This is a genomic window from Micromonospora craterilacus, assembly GCF_003236315.1.
GTDB classification, from domain to species: Bacteria; Actinomycetota; Actinomycetes; order Mycobacteriales; family Micromonosporaceae; genus Micromonospora; species Micromonospora craterilacus.
In genome coordinates this window covers 1-16,140 of sequence record NZ_POTY01000168.1, presented here as the reverse complement: position 1 = coordinate 16,140, position 16,140 = coordinate 1, and the positions used below count along the sequence as shown (strand labels likewise).

10 protein-coding genes are annotated in these 16,140 nt (G+C 72.1%); 7 read left to right on the top strand and 3 right to left on the bottom strand.

All coding sequences use genetic code 11. From position 1 onward, the window contains the following. The first annotated feature begins 53 nt into the window (after positions 1 to 53). The gene (gene hrpA, locus C1I95_RS23140; RefSeq protein ID WP_111216583.1) at positions 54 to 4,049 is read left to right on the top strand and encodes an ATP-dependent RNA helicase HrpA; all 3,996 of its coding nucleotides are present in this window, start codon (positions 54 to 56) and stop codon (positions 4,047 to 4,049) included. Here the strand turns inward: hrpA and C1I95_RS23135 are convergent. Continuing rightward, complete coding sequence (locus C1I95_RS23135) at positions 4,016 to 5,359, bottom strand: FAD-dependent oxidoreductase (protein ID WP_111216581.1); 1,344 nt, start codon at positions 5,357 to 5,359, stop codon at positions 4,016 to 4,018. The two genes, hrpA and C1I95_RS23135, sit on opposite strands and share 34 nt — an antisense overlap. Before the next feature lie 65 nt (positions 5,360 to 5,424). Then, the gene (locus tag C1I95_RS23130) at positions 5,425 to 6,363 is read right to left on the bottom strand and encodes a LysR family transcriptional regulator (RefSeq protein WP_111216579.1); all 939 of its coding nucleotides are present in this window, start codon (positions 6,361 to 6,363) and stop codon (positions 5,425 to 5,427) included. Between the two features lie 71 nt (positions 6,364 to 6,434). On the opposite strand from C1I95_RS23130, the gene C1I95_RS23125 reads away from it, so the two are divergent. The 5 genes from C1I95_RS23125 (at position 6,435) to C1I95_RS23105 (ending at position 12,208) form a co-directional block, all read left to right on the top strand. Then, positions 6,435 to 7,127, top strand: coding sequence for a succinate dehydrogenase cytochrome b subunit (locus C1I95_RS23125; protein ID WP_267900708.1), 693 nt, complete (start codon positions 6,435 to 6,437; stop codon positions 7,125 to 7,127). A 2-nt stretch (positions 7,128 to 7,129) separates the two neighbouring features. Then, positions 7,130 to 9,067, top strand: coding sequence for a fumarate reductase/succinate dehydrogenase flavoprotein subunit (locus C1I95_RS23120; RefSeq protein ID WP_111216577.1), 1,938 nt, complete (start codon positions 7,130 to 7,132; stop codon positions 9,065 to 9,067). After that, a complete protein-coding gene (locus C1I95_RS23115; RefSeq protein ID WP_111216575.1) occupies positions 9,064 to 9,825 on the top strand; it encodes a succinate dehydrogenase/fumarate reductase iron-sulfur subunit in 762 nt (253 codons plus the stop codon). The genes C1I95_RS23120 and C1I95_RS23115 overlap by 4 nt, the downstream gene beginning before the upstream one ends. A gap of 164 nt (positions 9,826 to 9,989) precedes the next feature. Next, positions 9,990 to 11,006, top strand: a complete 1,017-nt coding sequence (locus C1I95_RS23110; RefSeq protein WP_111216573.1) for a serine hydrolase — start codon at positions 9,990 to 9,992, stop codon at positions 11,004 to 11,006. Between the two features lie 50 nt (positions 11,007 to 11,056). Continuing rightward, a complete protein-coding gene (locus C1I95_RS23105; protein ID WP_111216571.1) occupies positions 11,057 to 12,208 on the top strand; it encodes an MBL fold metallo-hydrolase in 1,152 nt (383 codons plus the stop codon). A 5-nt stretch (positions 12,209 to 12,213) separates the two neighbouring features. On the opposite strand, the gene C1I95_RS23100 is transcribed toward C1I95_RS23105, so the two are convergent. Then, positions 12,214 to 13,725, bottom strand: a complete 1,512-nt coding sequence (locus C1I95_RS23100) for a deoxyguanosinetriphosphate triphosphohydrolase family protein (RefSeq protein ID WP_111216585.1) — start codon at positions 13,723 to 13,725, stop codon at positions 12,214 to 12,216. A gap of 62 nt (positions 13,726 to 13,787) precedes the next feature. Between C1I95_RS23100 and C1I95_RS23095 the strand changes: the two genes are divergently transcribed. Then, the coding region (locus C1I95_RS23095; RefSeq protein WP_111216569.1) for a Tex family protein at positions 13,788 to 16,140 on the top strand (2,353 nt) is incomplete at its 3' end.

Here is a 16,140-nt window from a genome sequence, read left to right as displayed (position 1 = left end):
GGTGGGTAACCCGGAGGCGCGCCGACAGCGGGCTGCCTATCCTTGGCCACGACATGCAGAATCCAGCCACACCCGCCGCGACCGAATCCCTGCGCGAGTTGCAGCGCCGCCTCTCCCCGCTGATGTTCCGCGACCAGCGCCAGCTGCGGCGTCGGCTCGACGGGCTGCGCCGGTTACGTGACCCGCAGCGGCGGGAGGCGGCGCTGACCGAGATCGCCGCCGAGGTGGCCCAGGCGGAGGCCCGGCTGGAGCAGCGCCGGGCCGGGGTGCCGGCGATCACCTACCCGGCCGTGCTGCCGGTGAGCGAGCGCAAGGACGACATCGCCGCGGCGATCCGCGACCACCAGGTGGTGATCGTGGCCGGTGAGACGGGCTCGGGCAAGACCACCCAGTTGCCGAAGATCTGCCTGGAGCTGGGGCGCGGGGTGCACGGGCTGATCGGCCACACCCAGCCCCGCCGGCTGGCCGCCCGTACGGTCGCCGACCGGATCGCCGAGGAGTTGGGCACCGAGCTGGGCGACGTGGTCGGCTACAAGGTGCGCTTCACCGACCAGGTCAGCGAGAAAAGCCTGGTCAAGCTAATGACCGACGGCATCCTGCTGGCCGAGTTGCAGACCGACCGGATGCTCCGCCAGTACGACACGTTGATCATTGACGAGGCGCACGAGCGCAGCCTCAACATCGACTTCATTCTGGGCTACCTCAAGCAGCTGCTGCCCCGCCGCCCCGACCTGAAGGTGATCATCACCTCGGCGACCATCGAGACCGACCGGTTCGCCCGGCACTTCGCCGGCCCGCCGACCGCCGAGCATCCCGAGGGTGCGCCCGCGCCGGTGGTCGAGGTCTCCGGCCGGACCTACCCGGTCGAGGTGCGCTACCGGCCGCTAATCGAGGTCACCGAGGACGCCGACACCGACGAGGAGAACGTCCGCGACCAGATCTCGGCCATCGGCGACGCGGTCGAGGAGTTGGCCGCCGAGGGGCCCGGCGACATCCTGGTGTTCCTCAGCGGCGAGCGGGAGATCCGGGACACCGCCGACGCGCTGGGCAAGCTGGTCGGCAACCGGCCCGCGCTGCGCAACACCGAGATCCTGCCGCTGTACGCCCGGCTGAGCATCGCCGAGCAGCACCGGGTCTTCGCCCCGCACGGCGGGCGGCGGGTGGTGCTGGCCACCAACGTCGCGGAGACCTCGCTGACCGTCCCCGGGATCAAGTACGTGGTGGACCCGGGCAGCGCCCGGATCTCGCGCTACTCGCAGCGGCTGAAGGTGCAGCGGCTACCCATCGAGCCGGTCTCCCAGGCGAGTGCCAACCAGCGCAAGGGCCGCTGCGGGCGTACCTCGGACGGCATCTGCATCCGGCTCTACGACGAGCAGGACTTTCTCTCCCGCCCCGAGTACACCGACCCGGAGATCCTGCGTACCAACCTTGCCTCGGTCATCCTGCAGATGACCGCCATCGGCCTGGGTGACATCACCGCCTTCCCGTTCATCGACCCGCCGGACCGCCGCAACATCACCGACGGCGTCAACCTGCTGCACGAGCTGGGCGCGCTCGACCCGGCCGAGACCGACCTGGCCCGCCGGCTGACCCCGCTGGGTCGGCGGCTGGCCCAGCTCCCGGTCGACCCGCGCCTGGCCAGGATGGTGCTGGAGGGCGAGGGCAACGGCTGTGCGACCGAGGTGATCGTGATCGCCGCCGCGCTGTCGATCCAGGATCCGCGGGAACGACCGGCCGACAAGCAGGCCCAGGCCGACCAGGCGCACGCCCGGTTCGCCGACAAGGAGTCCGACTTCGTCGCGTACCTCAATCTCTGGCGCCACCTGCGTGAGCAGCAGCGGGACCTGTCCTCCAGCGCGTTCCGCCGGATGTGCAAGGCCGAGTACCTCAACTACCTGCGGGTCCGCGAGTGGCAGGACATCGTCAGCCAGGTACGCCAGGTGCTGCGTGCCCCTGACGGCGGCCGCCGCGGCGGTGCGGATCTGCCGGAGGAGATCGACACCCCCCGGGTGCACCAGTCGCTGCTGCCCGGCCTGCTGTCCCACATCGGCCTCAAGGACGCCCAGAAACACGAGTACCTGGGTGCGCGCGGGGCGAAGTTTGGGCTGTTCCCCGGCTCGGCGCTGTTCCGCAAGCCACCCCGCTGGGTGATGGCCGCCGAGCTGGTGGAGACCGCCCGGCTCTGGGGTCGGGTGAACGGCCGGATCGAACCGGAGTGGGTCGAACCGCTCGCCCAGCACCTGGTCAAGCGCAGCTACAGCGAGCCGCACTGGGAGAAGAAGCAGGCGGCGGTGATGGCGTACGAGAAGGTCACCCTCTACGGCGTGCCGCTGGTGACCTCCCGCAAGGTGAACTTCGGCCGGATCGACCCGGCGCTGAGCCGGGAGTTGTTCATCCGGCATGCCCTGGTCGAGGGTGACTGGTCCACCCACCACCAGTTCTGGCGGGACAACCAGCGGTTGCTGACCGACGTGGAGGAGCTGGAGAACCGGGCCCGGCGGCGGGACATCCTGGTCGACGACGAGACGATCTTCCAGTTCTACGACGAGCGGATCCCCGCCGAGGTGGTGTCCGGGCGGCACTTCGACAGCTGGTGGAAGCAGACCCGGCGGGAGTCGCCGGAGCTGCTCACCTTCACCCGGGAGCTGCTGGTCAACGCGGGCCGGGGCGGGGTGGCGGAGACCGACTACCCCGACCAGTGGAGCGCCGACGGGGTCCACCTGCCGCTGACCTACACGTTCGAGCCGGGTACCCCGACCGACGGGGTCACGGTGGACATCCCGCTGCCGCTGCTCAACCAGGTGCCGGCGGAGAGCTTCGACTGGCAGGTGCCCGGGCTGCGCGAGGAACTGGTCATCGCGTTGATCCGTTCGCTGCCGAAGCCGGTGCGGCGAAACTTCGTCCCGGTGCCGGACTACGCCCGCGCCGCGCTGGCCGCGATCACTCCCGGCGAGGAGCCGCTGCTGGACGCGCTGACCCGGCAGCTGCGCCGGATGACCGGGGTGACCGTGCCCCGGGACGCCTGGGACGTCGCCAAGCTGCCGCCGCACCTGCGGGTCACCTTCCGGGTGCTCGGCGAGGACGACAAGCCGGTCGCCGAGGGCAAGGACCTGCCGGCCCTGCAACGCCAGCTCAAGGCCGAGGTACGCCAGGTGGTGGCCGCCGCCGCGCCGGACGTGGCCCGCACCGGGCTGACCGGGTGGGAGATCGGCACCCTGCCGCGCACCATCGAGCAGGTGCGGGCCGGGTACGCGGTGACCGCGTACCCGGCGCTGGTGGACGAGGGCAGCACGGCCGGCGTGCGGGTGTTCGACTCCCCTGCCGAGCAGGAGGCCGCGCACTGGGCGGGCACCCGTCGGCTGCTGCGGCTGACCGTGCCGTCGCCGGCGAAGTTCCTCCAGGGGCGGCTCTCCAACGAGGCGAAGCTGGCGCTGTCCCGCAACCCGCACGGCGGGGTGCAGGCCCTGATCGAGGACGCGGCCGGGGCGGCGATCGACAAGCTGGTCGCCGATGCCGGCGGCCCGGTCTGGGACGCCGAGGGTTTCGCCGCACTGCGGGACAAGGTCCGGGCCGGGCTGGTGGACACCGTGGTGGAGGTGATGGACCGGGTCCGGGCGGTGCTCACCGCCGCGTACGCGGTGCAGCAGCGGCTCGGCGCGACCAGGAACCTGGCCGTGGTGGCCGCCCTGGCCGACATCCGCGCCCAGCTCACCGGGCTGGTGCACGCCGGTTTCATCACCGAGGCCGGGTACGCCCGCCTGCCCGACCTGCTGCGCTACCTGACCGCGATCGAGCGGCGGCTGGACCGGCTGCCCGGCAACCCGCCGCGGGACAAGCAACAGCAGGACCGCGTCGCGGTGGTCCAGCGGGAGTACGACGAGATGGTCGCGGCGCTGCCGCCGGCTCGCCGGAACTCCGCGCCGGTGCGGCAGATCCGCTGGATGATCGAGGAGTTGCGGGTGAACGTCTTCGCCCAGGCGTTGGGCACTCCGTACCCGGTCTCCGAGCAGCGGATCTACCGAGCGATGGACGACGCCGAGGGGCGCTGACGCCCACCGACGAGAACCCGGAGCGCCACGTCCGGGCCGAGCAACCGGGCCGGCGGGTCGATCAGGTTGAGGACCCGCAGGAACGCGGCCCCGAGCACGGCGTCGTCCGCGGCGGCGGCGTGCAGCCGGGCCAGGTAGGCGTTGACGAAGCGGACCATCAGGGTGCGCCGGCCGCGCACGCCGGGAAAGCGGAGGTCCGCGCCGACAGCTATGGACCACGGGGCGTCGATCATGCGGGCCGCCCGCCGGAAGAACCGTCGGGCCAGCCGGTCATGGTCGCGGGCGAGGAGGCGGCGCAGTAGCAGCGCCTGCCCGGCGGCGACCGTGATGCCCTGTCCGTAGACCGGATTGAGGCTGCACAGCGCGTCGGCGAAGACCAGATAGCCGGCCGGGAACCGGGCCAGCCTCTCGTACCGACGCCGGACGCTCGCCGGAAAACGCATCCGCACCGGCTCGTCCAGCGGCTTCCCGTCGCGGACCAGCTCGCCGACCTGTGGCGCGGTCAACGAGGCCGCGTACCGGGCGAAGCCGTCGTCGTCCACCGGCGGTTCCTCGCCCAGGATCCCGGCCATGGTGACCGCGAACCGGTCACCCTCCTGTGGTGCCACCACGCCGTACCGCGGGCGGCCGGGCATCGCGTTGGCGAGTACGCCGAGCATTCCGTCCAGTTGGCCGGCCTCCCGGCGGTAGCGGCGGGTCACGTAGGTGACCCCGACCTCCACCCGCTCCTGCTCGGCCGTCGGGTAGCCGAGTTCGGCGAGCCAGATCGGGCTGCGGCTGCCCCGGCCGCCGGCGTCGATCACGAGATCGGCGGCCAGGCTGTCCCCGAGGCCGGTGGTCGGGGCGAGCCGCACACCGGTGACCCGGCGGCGGTCGGGCGTCGCGGTCAGCCCGGTGACTTCGCACTCCGGCACGATGCGTACCCCGGGCAGGGCGGCCACCCGTTCCCGAACGGCCTGTTCGAGCAGCGGACGGCTCATGCCGAAGCCGGTGAGGTCGGAACGGGCCGGGCGCATCCGGTGACCGTCGTTGTACCAGTGCACCTGACCGTGCAGATCGACCGGAGTGGCCCCCCGGCGGTACAGGTCGGCACCCAGCCCGGGGAACAGTTCCTCCAGCACCTGCCGTCCCCGGGCGAGCAGGACGTGCACCTGGCGGCCCTGCGGCACGCCGCGCCGGTGTGCCGGTTCGGCCGGCAGCGAGTCCCGGTCCAGCAGGGTGATCTCGGCGAACGTGCCCACCAGCGCGCGGGCCGCGAGCAGGCCCCCCAGGCTGGCACCGACGACGACGGCGTGACCGGGGGCTGCCATGCCGGCAGCCTAGCCAGCCCGGCTGCCGCGACCTTCTTCCTGCGTGCTCTGTACGTGGACGGTTGTCAGGTGAGCGGTTCCACGCCGGGCGGGAGTTCGTCGGCGGCGGTGGCGGTGTGCACGTAGTCGAGGAGGATGCGGCGTAGTTCGCGGCCCGCGTGGGTGGGCACCACGTCGCGGCGGCGGGCCACCGCGATGGTGCGCCGCACGCCGGGCGGGACCAGCCGGGTGACCCGGATCCCGGGCCGGCGGGCCACCACGATGCCGGGGACCAGGGCGACGCCCAGCCCGGCCTCGACGAAGCTGAGCACCGCGTCCATTTCCCCGCCGTCGACCGACAGGGTCGGTTCGAAGCCGGCGTCCCGGCACGCCTGGAGCGTGGCGTCGCGCAGGTCGTAGCCCTCGCGGAACATCACCAGCGGCTGGTCGCGCAGGTCGGCGACGCGCAGGTCGCCGGTGGGCGAGGTGGTCGGCAGCGGGTCGACCGAGGCGACCACCAGGCTCTCGGTGAGGATCGGGTCGGCGCGCAGCCCGGGGTCGGTGCCCTGGGCGGGCATGATGATCAGCGCCAGGTCCAGGTCGCCGCGGAGCAGGTCGCGGACCAGGTCCTGGGAGCCGCCCTCCTCCACCCGCAGGTCGACGGTGGGGTGGGCGTCGCGGAACCGGCGCAGCACCGGCGGCGCGAGGGAGGTGGCGAGGCTCGGCGTGGCACCGAGGCGGACCCGGCCGCGCCGCAGGCCGACCAGTTCCTGCACCTCCCGGGTCGCGGTGTCGATGTCGGCGAGGATCCGCTTGGCCAGGGGAAGCAGCACCTCGCCGGCCGCGGTGAGGGTGATGTTGCCTCTTACCCGCTCGAACAGCGGGGCACCCAGGGTGTCCTCCAGGGCGTGAATTTGCTTACTCAACGAGGGCTGGGTGATGCCGACGAGGTCGGCCGCCTGGGTGAAATGTCGTACTTCGGCCACTGCGACGAAGTACCTCAGCTGATGGAGCTGCATCTTCATAGCTTATGGCTATCAAGACTGCGGTGTCGATGCATTGGACGACTGATCAAACTACTCCTAGCGTCGGCTGCGTGGTAGTCACGACGAGAACGCGGTCGCCCATCCGATCCAATGTCGGCCTCAAGGCCGTCATGGCGGTGACGGGCATCCTCCTGGTGCTGTTCCTCATCGCACACATGCTCGGCAACCTGAAGGTCTTCACGGGCGCGATGTCGTTCAACCACTACGCCGAATGGCTGCGCGAGCTCGGCGCCCCACTGCTGCCCAGCGCCGGGTTCCTGTGGATCCAGCGGGTCGGACTGCTGGCGGCGGTGCTCCTGCACATCGGGGCCGCCACGGTGCTCGCCCTGCGGGCCCGCGCCGCCCGCCCGGTGCGCTACGCCCACCGCAAGAAGGTCCGCGGCAGCTACGCCGCCCGCACCATGCGCTGGGGCGGAGTGATCATCCTGCTCTTCGTGGTCTACCACATCCTCGACCTGACCACCGGCACGCTGAACCCGATCGGCGACCCGTCCCGGCCGTACGCCAACGTGGTCGCCGACTTCGCCCCGGCGCGCTGGTACGTCACGCTCTTCTACACCTTGGCGATCGTCGCCCTCGGCTTCCACCTGCGGCACGGCGTGTTCAGCGCGCTGCGCAGCCTCGGCCAGCAGACTCCGCGCGGCGAGCAGCGGGCCCGGGCGGTGGCGCTGGTCTTCGCCGTCGCGCTCTGCGCCGGCTACCTCCTGGTCCCGTTCGCCGTACTCACCGGATTGGTGTCCTGACCATGGATCACTTCACCGAGGGCGACCCGATCGCCGACACCCGGGCACCCGACGGCCCGATCGAGACCCGCTGGGAACGCCGCCGCTTCGAGGCCAAGCTGGTCAACCCGGCCAACCGCCGCAAGATGACCGTGATCGTGGTCGGCACCGGCCTGGCCGGCGGATCCGCCGCGGCCACGCTCGCCGAGCAGGGCTACCGGGTCAAGTCGTACTGCTACCAGGACAGCCCGCGCCGGGCCCACTCGATCGCCGCGCAGGGCGGCATCAACGCGGCCAAGAACTACCGCAACGACGGCGACTCGGTGCACCGGCTCTTCTACGACACCGTCAAGGGCGGTGACTTCCGGTCGCGGGAGTCGAACGTGCACCGGCTGGCCGAGGTCTCGGTCAACATCATCGACCAGTGCGTCGCCCAGGGCGTACCGTTCGCCCGCGAGTACGGCGGCCTGCTCGACACCCGCTCGTTCGGCGGCGCCCAGGTGCAACGCACCTTCTACGCCCGGGGCCAGACCGGCCAGCAGCTGCTGCTCGGCGCGTACCAGGCGCTGGAACGCCAGATCGGCCTCGGCAACGTGGAGATGAACGCCCGGCACGAGATGCTGGAGCTGATCATCGTCGACGGCAGGGCCCGGGGCATCGTGGTCCGGGACATGGTCACCGGCGAGATCACCACGGAGTTCGCCGACGCCGTCGTGCTCGCCTCCGGCGGCTACGGCAACGTCTTCTACCTCTCCACCAACGCCAAGGGCTGCAACGTCACCGCGACCTGGCGGGCGCACCGCAAGGGCGCGTACTTCGCCAACCCCTGCTACACCCAGATCCACCCGACCTGCATCCCGGTCTCCGGCGACCACCAGTCGAAGCTGACCCTGATGAGCGAGTCGCTGCGCAACGACGGCCGGGTGTGGGTGCCGAAGGCCAAGGACGACGACCGCAACCCGCGGGACATCCCCGAGGACGAGCGGGACTACTACCTGGAGCGGATCTACCCCTCCTTCGGCAACCTGGTGCCCCGGGACATCGCCTCCCGGGCCGCGAAGAACGTCTGCGACTCCGGCCACGGCGTGGGCCCGACCAAGCTCGGCGTCTACCTCGACTTCGCCGACGCCATCAACCGGCTCGGCCGCAAGGCCATCGAAGCCAAGTACGGCAACCTCTTCGAGATGTACGAGCGGATCACCGGCGAGGACCCGTACGAGGTCCCGATGCGGATCTACCCCGCCGTGCACTACACGATGGGCGGCCTCTGGGTCGACTACGACCTCCAGTCGACCATCCCCGGCCTGTTCGTGATCGGCGAGGCGAACTTCTCCGACCACGGCGCGAACCGGCTCGGCGCCTCGGCGCTGATGCAGGGGCTGGCCGACGGGTACTTCGTGCTGCCCAACACGGTCGCCAACTACCTGGCCGCCGGGTCGTTCGAGAAGGTCGACGCCAGTCACCCGGCGGCCGTCGAGGCGCGCCGGGACGTGGAGGACCGGATCCAGCGGCTGCTCGCCATCGACGGCGACCGGACGGTGGACTCGTTCCACCGCGAGCTGGGCCAGATCATGTGGGAGCACTGCGGCATGGAGCGCTCCGAGGCCGGGCTGCGCAAGGCGATCGACGAGATCCGCGCCCTGCGCGAACAGTTCTGGCAGCGGGTGCGGGTGCCGGGCGACGGCGAGGGGCTCAACCAGTCGCTGGAGAAGGCCGGCCGGGTGGCCGACTTCTTCGAGCTGGCCGAGCTGATGTGCATCGACGCGCTGCACCGCGAGGAGTCCTGCGGCGGGCACTTCCGGGCCGAGCACCAGACCCCCGAGGGCGAGGCCCAGCGCGACGACGACCACTTCGCGTACGTCGCGGCCTGGGAGTTCACCGCGACCGGGCAGCCCTCGGTGCTGCACAAGGAAGACCTGAACTTCGAATACGTCCACCCCACGCAGCGGAGCTACAAGTGAACCTGACCCTGCGCATCTGGCGCCAGTCCGGCCCCCAGGACAAGGGTCGGATGGTGACGTACCAGGTCGACGACGTCTCCCCCGACATGTCGTTCCTGGAGATGCTCGACGTGCTCAACGAGCGACTCATCCTCGCCGGCGAGGAGCCGGTCGCCTTCGACCACGACTGCCGCGAGGGCATCTGCGGCATGTGCGGCCTGATGATCAACGGCGACGCGCACGGGCCGCAGCGCGGCACCACCGCCTGCCAGCTGCACATGCGGCAGTTCTCCGACGGTGACACGATCGACATCGAGCCGTGGCGGGCCCGGGCCTTCCCGGTCATCAAGGACCTGGTGGTCAACCGAAACGCCTTCGACAAGATCATCGCTGCCGGTGGGTACATCACCGCGCCCACCGGCAGCGCCCCCGAGGCGCACTCGGTCCCGGTGGCCAAGGCCAACGCGGACGCCGCCTTCGAGTCGGCCGCCTGCATCGGCTGCGGTGCCTGCGTCGCGGCCTGCCCGAACGGCTCCGGCATGCTCTTCACCGCCGCCAAGGTCACCCAGCTGTCGCTGATGCCGCAGGGCCAGCCGGAGCGGTACACCCGGGTGATCGGCATGGTCGACGCGCACGACGAGGCCGGCTTCGGCGGCTGCACGAACGCCGGTGAGTGCACCGCGGTCTGCCCGAAGGGCATCCCGCTGACCACCATCGGCCGGCTGAACCGCGACTACCTGGCGGCGACCACCAAGCGGGGCGACACCCCCGGCACCTGACCGCCACGAGACGACCACAACCGGCCGCCGCTGCCCCTCCCGGGCACGGCGGCCGGGCCGTTTCCCCACCCTCACCAGCACACCGACATCAGCGGGATCACGCACGTCGATCAATCGGCCTAGGGTGTCCGGAGGACACGCTCGGGGACCGACGGGAGAGAGCAATGACCATTCGGATGAACCGCAGGGCCGCGCTGGGCCTGGGCACGGTGGCCACGGCCGGAACGGTGTTGGGTGGAGCCATGCCAGCCGCCGCTGACCCGGGCCGCGAACCGGAGACCAGGGCCGGCTCCGGCGGCGACCGGGTCGCGGCGCGGATCGGGGCCGCCTACCACCGGGAGAGCACCCGGGCCGGCGGAAACTGGCAGGCGTACGTCAGCCTCGCCGGCCCCACGGAGCCGCTGGTCGCGGTGAGCGAGTCGGCCGACCGGCGGATCGAGGCGTACAGCGTCAACAAGATCGCCGTGGCCGCCGCGGTGCTGGACAAGGTCGACCGCGGCCTGCTCACGCTCGACCAGCAGGTGGAGGTCACCGCGGCGATCGTGGTGCCCGGTGGCGACGGGATCTTCAGCCTGGACGGCGCCTACCCCAGCCTGGTCACGCTGGGACACGCGCTGGCCAACCTGCTGACCGTCTCCGACGACACCGCCGTACGCCTCTGCGGGCTGGTCTGCCCGGCCGCCGAGCTCAACCAGATCCTGGTGGCCAAGGGGTTCCCCAACACGCAGGTCCAGCCGGTGGCCAACCCGAACCGGTTCTTCCTGGGCACCAGCACGCCCCGCGAGACGCACGACCTGCTCCGGGCGCTCGTCGCCGGCACGCTGCTCTCGCCGGCCTCGACCGCGTTCGTGCTGCGGCTGCTGCGCTCTCCGGTGGCGTTCACCGACGGCATCCGCCGCACCATGTCCTCGGCCGAGCGGGCCCGGATCGCCACCAAGGCCGGCTGGTTCGCCGACGCGCGACACGAGGCCGGAGTGATCTTCGACGCAGCCGGTGCCCCGCTGGTGACGTACGCGCTGTTCGCCGACGGCCAGGCCGACCCGGGCGACTACGGCGCCACCCACCCCGCCGTGCAGGCACGGGCCCGGCTGGGGCGGCGCATCCTGGACCTGACCGCCGGTGTCGGCGGCAGCGGCACCGCCCACCGCGGTCACCCCTACCGCCCGAGCAACGGCGGCTGAACCTGCCGTCGGCGGCTACGGTGGACCCGGAGAGCAGTAGAGGGGGGACCATGCGGGCGCCGAAGGAGCCGACGGGGCCGGCGACCGGCCGGCGGATCAGCGGAGCGACGGTCGGCCTGGCCGCGTTGGCCGGGCTGGCCGGCCTGGCCTGGGCGGCCTGGGACATCCCGGCCGCCCTCGGCGGCCGGCTGACCGGCACGCGAGCCGAACGGGCGGCCCGGTCGCCGCAGTTCCGCGACGGTGTGTTCCACAACCGGGCGGATACCCACACGATGGTCCCCGCCCCGGACCGCAACCTGCTCCGGGAGCTGATCTTCGGCAAGCAGAAACGCCGGCCGACCGCCCCGGTGCCGCTGGTCCGCCCCACCGCCGCGATCGACGTCGACCGGGCCCGCGAGCTGAACGTCGTCTGGTACGGCCACGCCTCCGCCCTGATCGAGATCGAGGGGCGGCGGGTGCTGCTCGACCCGGTGTGGAGCGACCGCTGCTCGCCGTCGGCCGCGGTCGGCCCACGCCGGCTGCACGAGCCGCCGGTACGCCTCGACGAACTGCCCAACCTCGACGCGATTCTGATCTCCCACGACCACTACGACCACCTCGACATGGCGACCGTGCAGGAGCTGACCGCCCGACAGTCGGCACCGTTCCTGGTGCCGCTCGGGGTCGGTGCCCACCTCGACCGCTGGGGAGTCCCGGCGGACCGGATCGTCGAGCTGGACTGGTCGCAGACCCACCGGGTGAACGACCTGGCGATCACCTGCGCCGCCGCCCAGCACTTCTCCGGGCGGGGGCTGCGCCGCAACGGCACCCTGTGGAGTTCCTGGGTGGTGGCCGGCCGCCAACGCAAGGTCTACTACACCGGAGACTCCGGCTACTTCGGCGGCTACGCCGAGATCGGCGCCGAACACGGGCCGTTCGACGTGACGCTGATGCAGATCGGCGCGTACGACCGGGCCTGGCCGAGCATCCACATGTTCCCGGAGGAGGCCGTCACCGCCCACCTGGACCTGCGCGGCGGGCTCTTCCTACCGGTGCACTGGGCGACGTTCAACCTCGCCCTGCACGACTGGGCCGAGCCGGTGAACCGGCTGTGGGCCGAGGCCAAGGCACGCGACGTCCAGCTGGCCGTGCCCCGCCCCGGCGAGCGGGTGGTGGTCGACGACCCGCCGCCGGTCGACGGCTGGTGGCAGGCGGTCGCCTGAACACCTCAGAGCACGAAGGCGTCGGTCCAGAGGGCCCCGGAGCGGCCGGAGAGCGAATCCAACATCGCCACCGCCTGCCCGTCGGTCAGCTGGGCCACGAAGTCCACGATGGCCCGGCCGCGGGCCTTGTCGACCCGGTCCGGGGTACGCGGGTGCAGCTCCGCCTCGGCCAGTTCCACCAGGTCGTGCAGCCGCCGGGGCAGCCGGGACTCCTCCTCCGGGTCGAGCAGCCACTCCAGCAGCGCCTCCACCAGGGTGCCGAGCAGCCGGGCCTGGCCCCGCTGATGCAACGCCAGGTCGGGACGGGCCAGCACGAACCGGTGGTGGACGAACTTGAGCACCTGCACCTCGTGCCACTGGGCCGGGGCCAGCAGCACGTGCCCGGAGCGTACGGCGGGCTGCTCGACGACGGTGATCGCGTCGACGAACCGGGTGGTCCACCGCGCGGAGAAACGCGCCACGTACTGCTCCGCCTCGATCGAGCCGTCGAACGGCTGGGCGAGCAGCCCCTCGACCAGCTCCTCCCGGACGTGCTCGATCGCGGCGGCGAACGCGTCGTCGGCGGCTACCCAGCTGTCCTTGCGATGCAGCTGGCGGCGCAGCCGCTCGATGGACGAGCCGGGCCGGCGGGCCGACGTGGCCAACGCCGCGTCGGTGATGGCCCGCAGGCTCGCGCCCTCGCGCTGCCAGGCCATCAGCTCGGCGGCCACCGCGCCCTGCTGGAGCACCCCGACCCGGTAGAAGTCCTCCACGTCGTGGATGGCGTACGCGATGTCGTCGGCGGTGTCCATCACCGACGCCTCGACGGTCTGCTGCCAGTCGGCGATCCGCCCGACGAACGGCGCCCGGGCCTGCCGCAGGTCCTCCAGCTCGGTGCGGTACGCCCCGAACTTCGCCGAACCGCTGTCCGGGTCGTCCGGCGGCGGGGCCGCCCCGCGCGGCGGCGGGTCGAGCAGCCGCGGGTGCGGGTCGGGGTGGTCGAGCCGGGTCCACGGGTACTTCAACATCGCCGCCCGCACCGCCGCGGTCAGGTCGAGACCGGTGGTCGCCGCGCCCCGGATCTCGGTGGAGGTGACGATCCGGTACGACTGGGCGTTGCCCTCGAACCCGTCGGTCAGCCCGAGCCGGTGCCGGGCCAGCCGGTCCAGCACCCGCTCCCCCAGGTGCCCGAAGGGCGGGTGACCGAGGTCGTGGGCGAGTGCCGCCGCCTCCACCACGTCCGGATCGCAGCCACCCAGCTTCTCCACCAGGTCGCGCTGCCACCCGTCGGCGGTGAGCCGCTCGGCGATCGCCCGGGCCACCTGGGCGACCTTGAGACTGTGGGTGAGCCGGTTGTGCACCAGCAGGCCGGAGCCGCCGGGGCTGACCACCTGGGTGACGCCGCCCAGCCGGGTGAAGAACGGCGAGCCGACGATCCGGTCCCGGTCGGCCCGGAACGGGCTGGTCGCGAGATCGCCGAGGGCCCGGGCGCTGCCGCCGAAGAGCCGTCGGGCGCGCGGCTCCGCAGGTGCTTCCATGATCGCCACGGTAGCCCGGCACAATGCACGACGGAACCCACACCAGAAGGCGGAGCGACATCGTGACCCTCTCTGTTCATCAGCGCATCGCCGAGGAGCTCGGCGTCGCCGAGCGCCAGGTACGCGCGGCCGTGGAGCTGCTCGACGGCGGTGCCACCGTGCCGTTCATCGCGCGCTACCGCAAGGAGGCCACCGGGCTGCTCGACGACACCCAGCTGCGCACCCTGGAGGAGCGCCTGCGCTACCTGCGCGAGCTGGACGAGCGGCGGGCGGCGGTACTGGAGTCGATCCGCGCCCAGGGCAAGTTGGACGAGGCCCTGGAAGCACAGATCATGGCGGCCGACTCGAAGTCCCGCCTGGAAGACATCTACCTGCCGTACAAGCCGAAGCGCCGGACCCGGGCGCAGATCGCCCGCGAGGCCGGGCTGGAGCCGCTGGCCGACGCGCTGCTGGGCGACCCGACGCAGGACCCGAAGACCGCCGCCGCCGGCTTCGTCGACGCCGACAAGGGGGTGGCCGACGGCGCCGCCGCGCTGGACGGGGCGCGGGCCATCCTGATCGAGCGGTTCGCCGAGGACGCCGATCTGATCGGCACGCTGCGGGAGCAGATGTGGTCGCGGGGCCGGCTGGTGGCCCGGGTACGCGAGGGGCAGGAGACGGCCGGGGCGAAGTTCGCCGACTACTTCGACTTCGCCGAGCCGTACCCCAAGCTGCCCTCGCACCGGATCCTGGCGATGCTCCGGGGCGAGAAGGAGGGCGTGCTCGACCTGACCATGGACCCGGAGGCCGAGGGCGACGCCGACGCGGTCGTCACCGGGCCGACCCGGTACGAGGCCGCGATCGCCGGCCGGTTCGGCGTCACCGACCAGGGGCGGCCCGCCGACAAGTGGCTGGGCGACACGGTGCGCTGGGCGTGGCGGACCCGGATCCTGATCCACCTCGGGGCGGACCTGCGGATGCGGCTGTGGCAGGCGGCCGAGGAGGAGGCCGTCCGGGTCTTCGCCACCAACCTGCGCGACCTGTTGCTGGCCGCACCGGCCGGTGCCCGGCCCACCATGGGGCTGGACCCGGGGCTGCGTACCGGGGTGAAGGTGGCCGTGGTGGACGCCACCGGCAAGGTGGTCGCCACCGACACCATCTACCCGCACGAGCCGCGCCGCCAGTGGGACGCCTCGATCGAGACCCTGGCCCGGCTGGCCGCGGTGCACCAGGTCGAACTGGTGGCGATCGGCAACGGTACGGCCAGCCGGGAGACCGACAAGCTCGCCGGTGACCTGATCAAGCGTTTCCCGCAGCTGAAGCTGACCAAGGTGGTGGTGTCCGAGGCGGGCGCCTCGGTCTACTCCGCCTCCGCGTACGCGGCGCAGGAGCTGCCCGGGCTGGACGTGTCGCTGCGCGGGGCGGTCTCCATCGCCCGCCGGTTGCAGGACCCGCTCGCCGAGCTGGTCAAGATCGACCCGCGCTCGATCGGCGTCGGGCAGTACCAGCACGACCTGTCCGAGGTGAAGCTGTCCCGGTCGCTGGACGCGGTGGTGGAGGACTGCGTCAACGGCGTCGGGGTGGACGTGAACACGGCGTCGGCGCCGCTGCTGACCCGGGTCTCCGGCATCGGTGCCGGTCTCGCCGAGAACATCGTGCTGCACCGGGACGCCAACGGTCCGTTCCGTACCCGCGCCGACCTGCGCAAGGTGCCCCGGCTGGGGCCGAAGGCGTTCGAGCAGTGCGCCGGCTTCCTGCGGATCCCCGACGGCGACGACCCGCTGGACTCCTCCAGCGTGCACCCGGAGGCGTACCCGGTGGTGCGCCGGATCCTGGCCAGCACCGGCCAGGAGCTACGCGCCCTGATCGGCAGGTCGGCGATCCTGCGCGGCCTGCGCGCGACCGAATTCGTGGACGACACGTTCGGCCTGCCCACCGTCACCGACATCCTCGCCGAGTTGGAGAAGCCGGGCCGCGACCCGCGGCCGGAGTTCAAGACGGCCACCTTCGTCGAGGGCGTCGAGAAGATCAGCGACCTGACGCCCGGGATGGTGCTGGAAGGTGTGGTCACCAACGTGGCCGCGTTCGGCGCCTTCGTCGACGTCGGCGTGCACCAGGACGGTCTGGTGCACGTGTCGGCGATGTCCCGCACCTTCGTCAAGGACCCCCGCGAGGTGGTGAAATCCGGCGACGTGGTGAAGGTCAAGGTGCTGGACGTGGACGTGCCGCGGAAGCGCATCTCGCTGACCCTGCGGCTGGACGACGAAGCGGAGCCGGGTGCCGGTCGGGGCGGTGGCCGTGGTGGCGCCGACCGGCCGGGCCGGGGCGGGCCAGGCAGCCAGGCACGCGACGGGCAGGGCGGCCAGGGCCGCGACGGGCAGGGCCGCGAGGGTCAGGGTCGAGGCGGCCAGGGCCGCGAGGGCCAGGGTCGGGGCG

Excerpts from the sequence above, each read along its gene's own strand:
- hrpA (WP_111216583.1), top strand. The coding sequence starts at position 54 with ATGCAGAATCCAGCCACACCCGCCGCGACCGAATCCCTGCGCGAGTTG.
- C1I95_RS23135 (WP_111216581.1), bottom strand. The coding sequence starts at position 5,359 with ATGGCAGCCCCCGGTCACGCCGTCGTCGTCGGTGCCAGCCTGGGGGGC.
- C1I95_RS23130 (WP_111216579.1), bottom strand. The coding sequence starts at position 6,363 with ATGAAGATGCAGCTCCATCAGCTGAGGTACTTCGTCGCAGTGGCCGAA.
- C1I95_RS23120 (WP_111216577.1), top strand. The coding sequence starts at position 7,130 with ATGGATCACTTCACCGAGGGCGACCCGATCGCCGACACCCGGGCACCC.
- C1I95_RS23110 (WP_111216573.1), top strand. The coding sequence starts at position 9,990 with ATGACCATTCGGATGAACCGCAGGGCCGCGCTGGGCCTGGGCACGGTG.
- C1I95_RS23105 (WP_111216571.1), top strand. The coding sequence starts at position 11,057 with ATGCGGGCGCCGAAGGAGCCGACGGGGCCGGCGACCGGCCGGCGGATC.
- C1I95_RS23100 (WP_111216585.1), bottom strand. The coding sequence starts at position 13,725 with ATGGAAGCACCTGCGGAGCCGCGCGCCCGACGGCTCTTCGGCGGCAGC.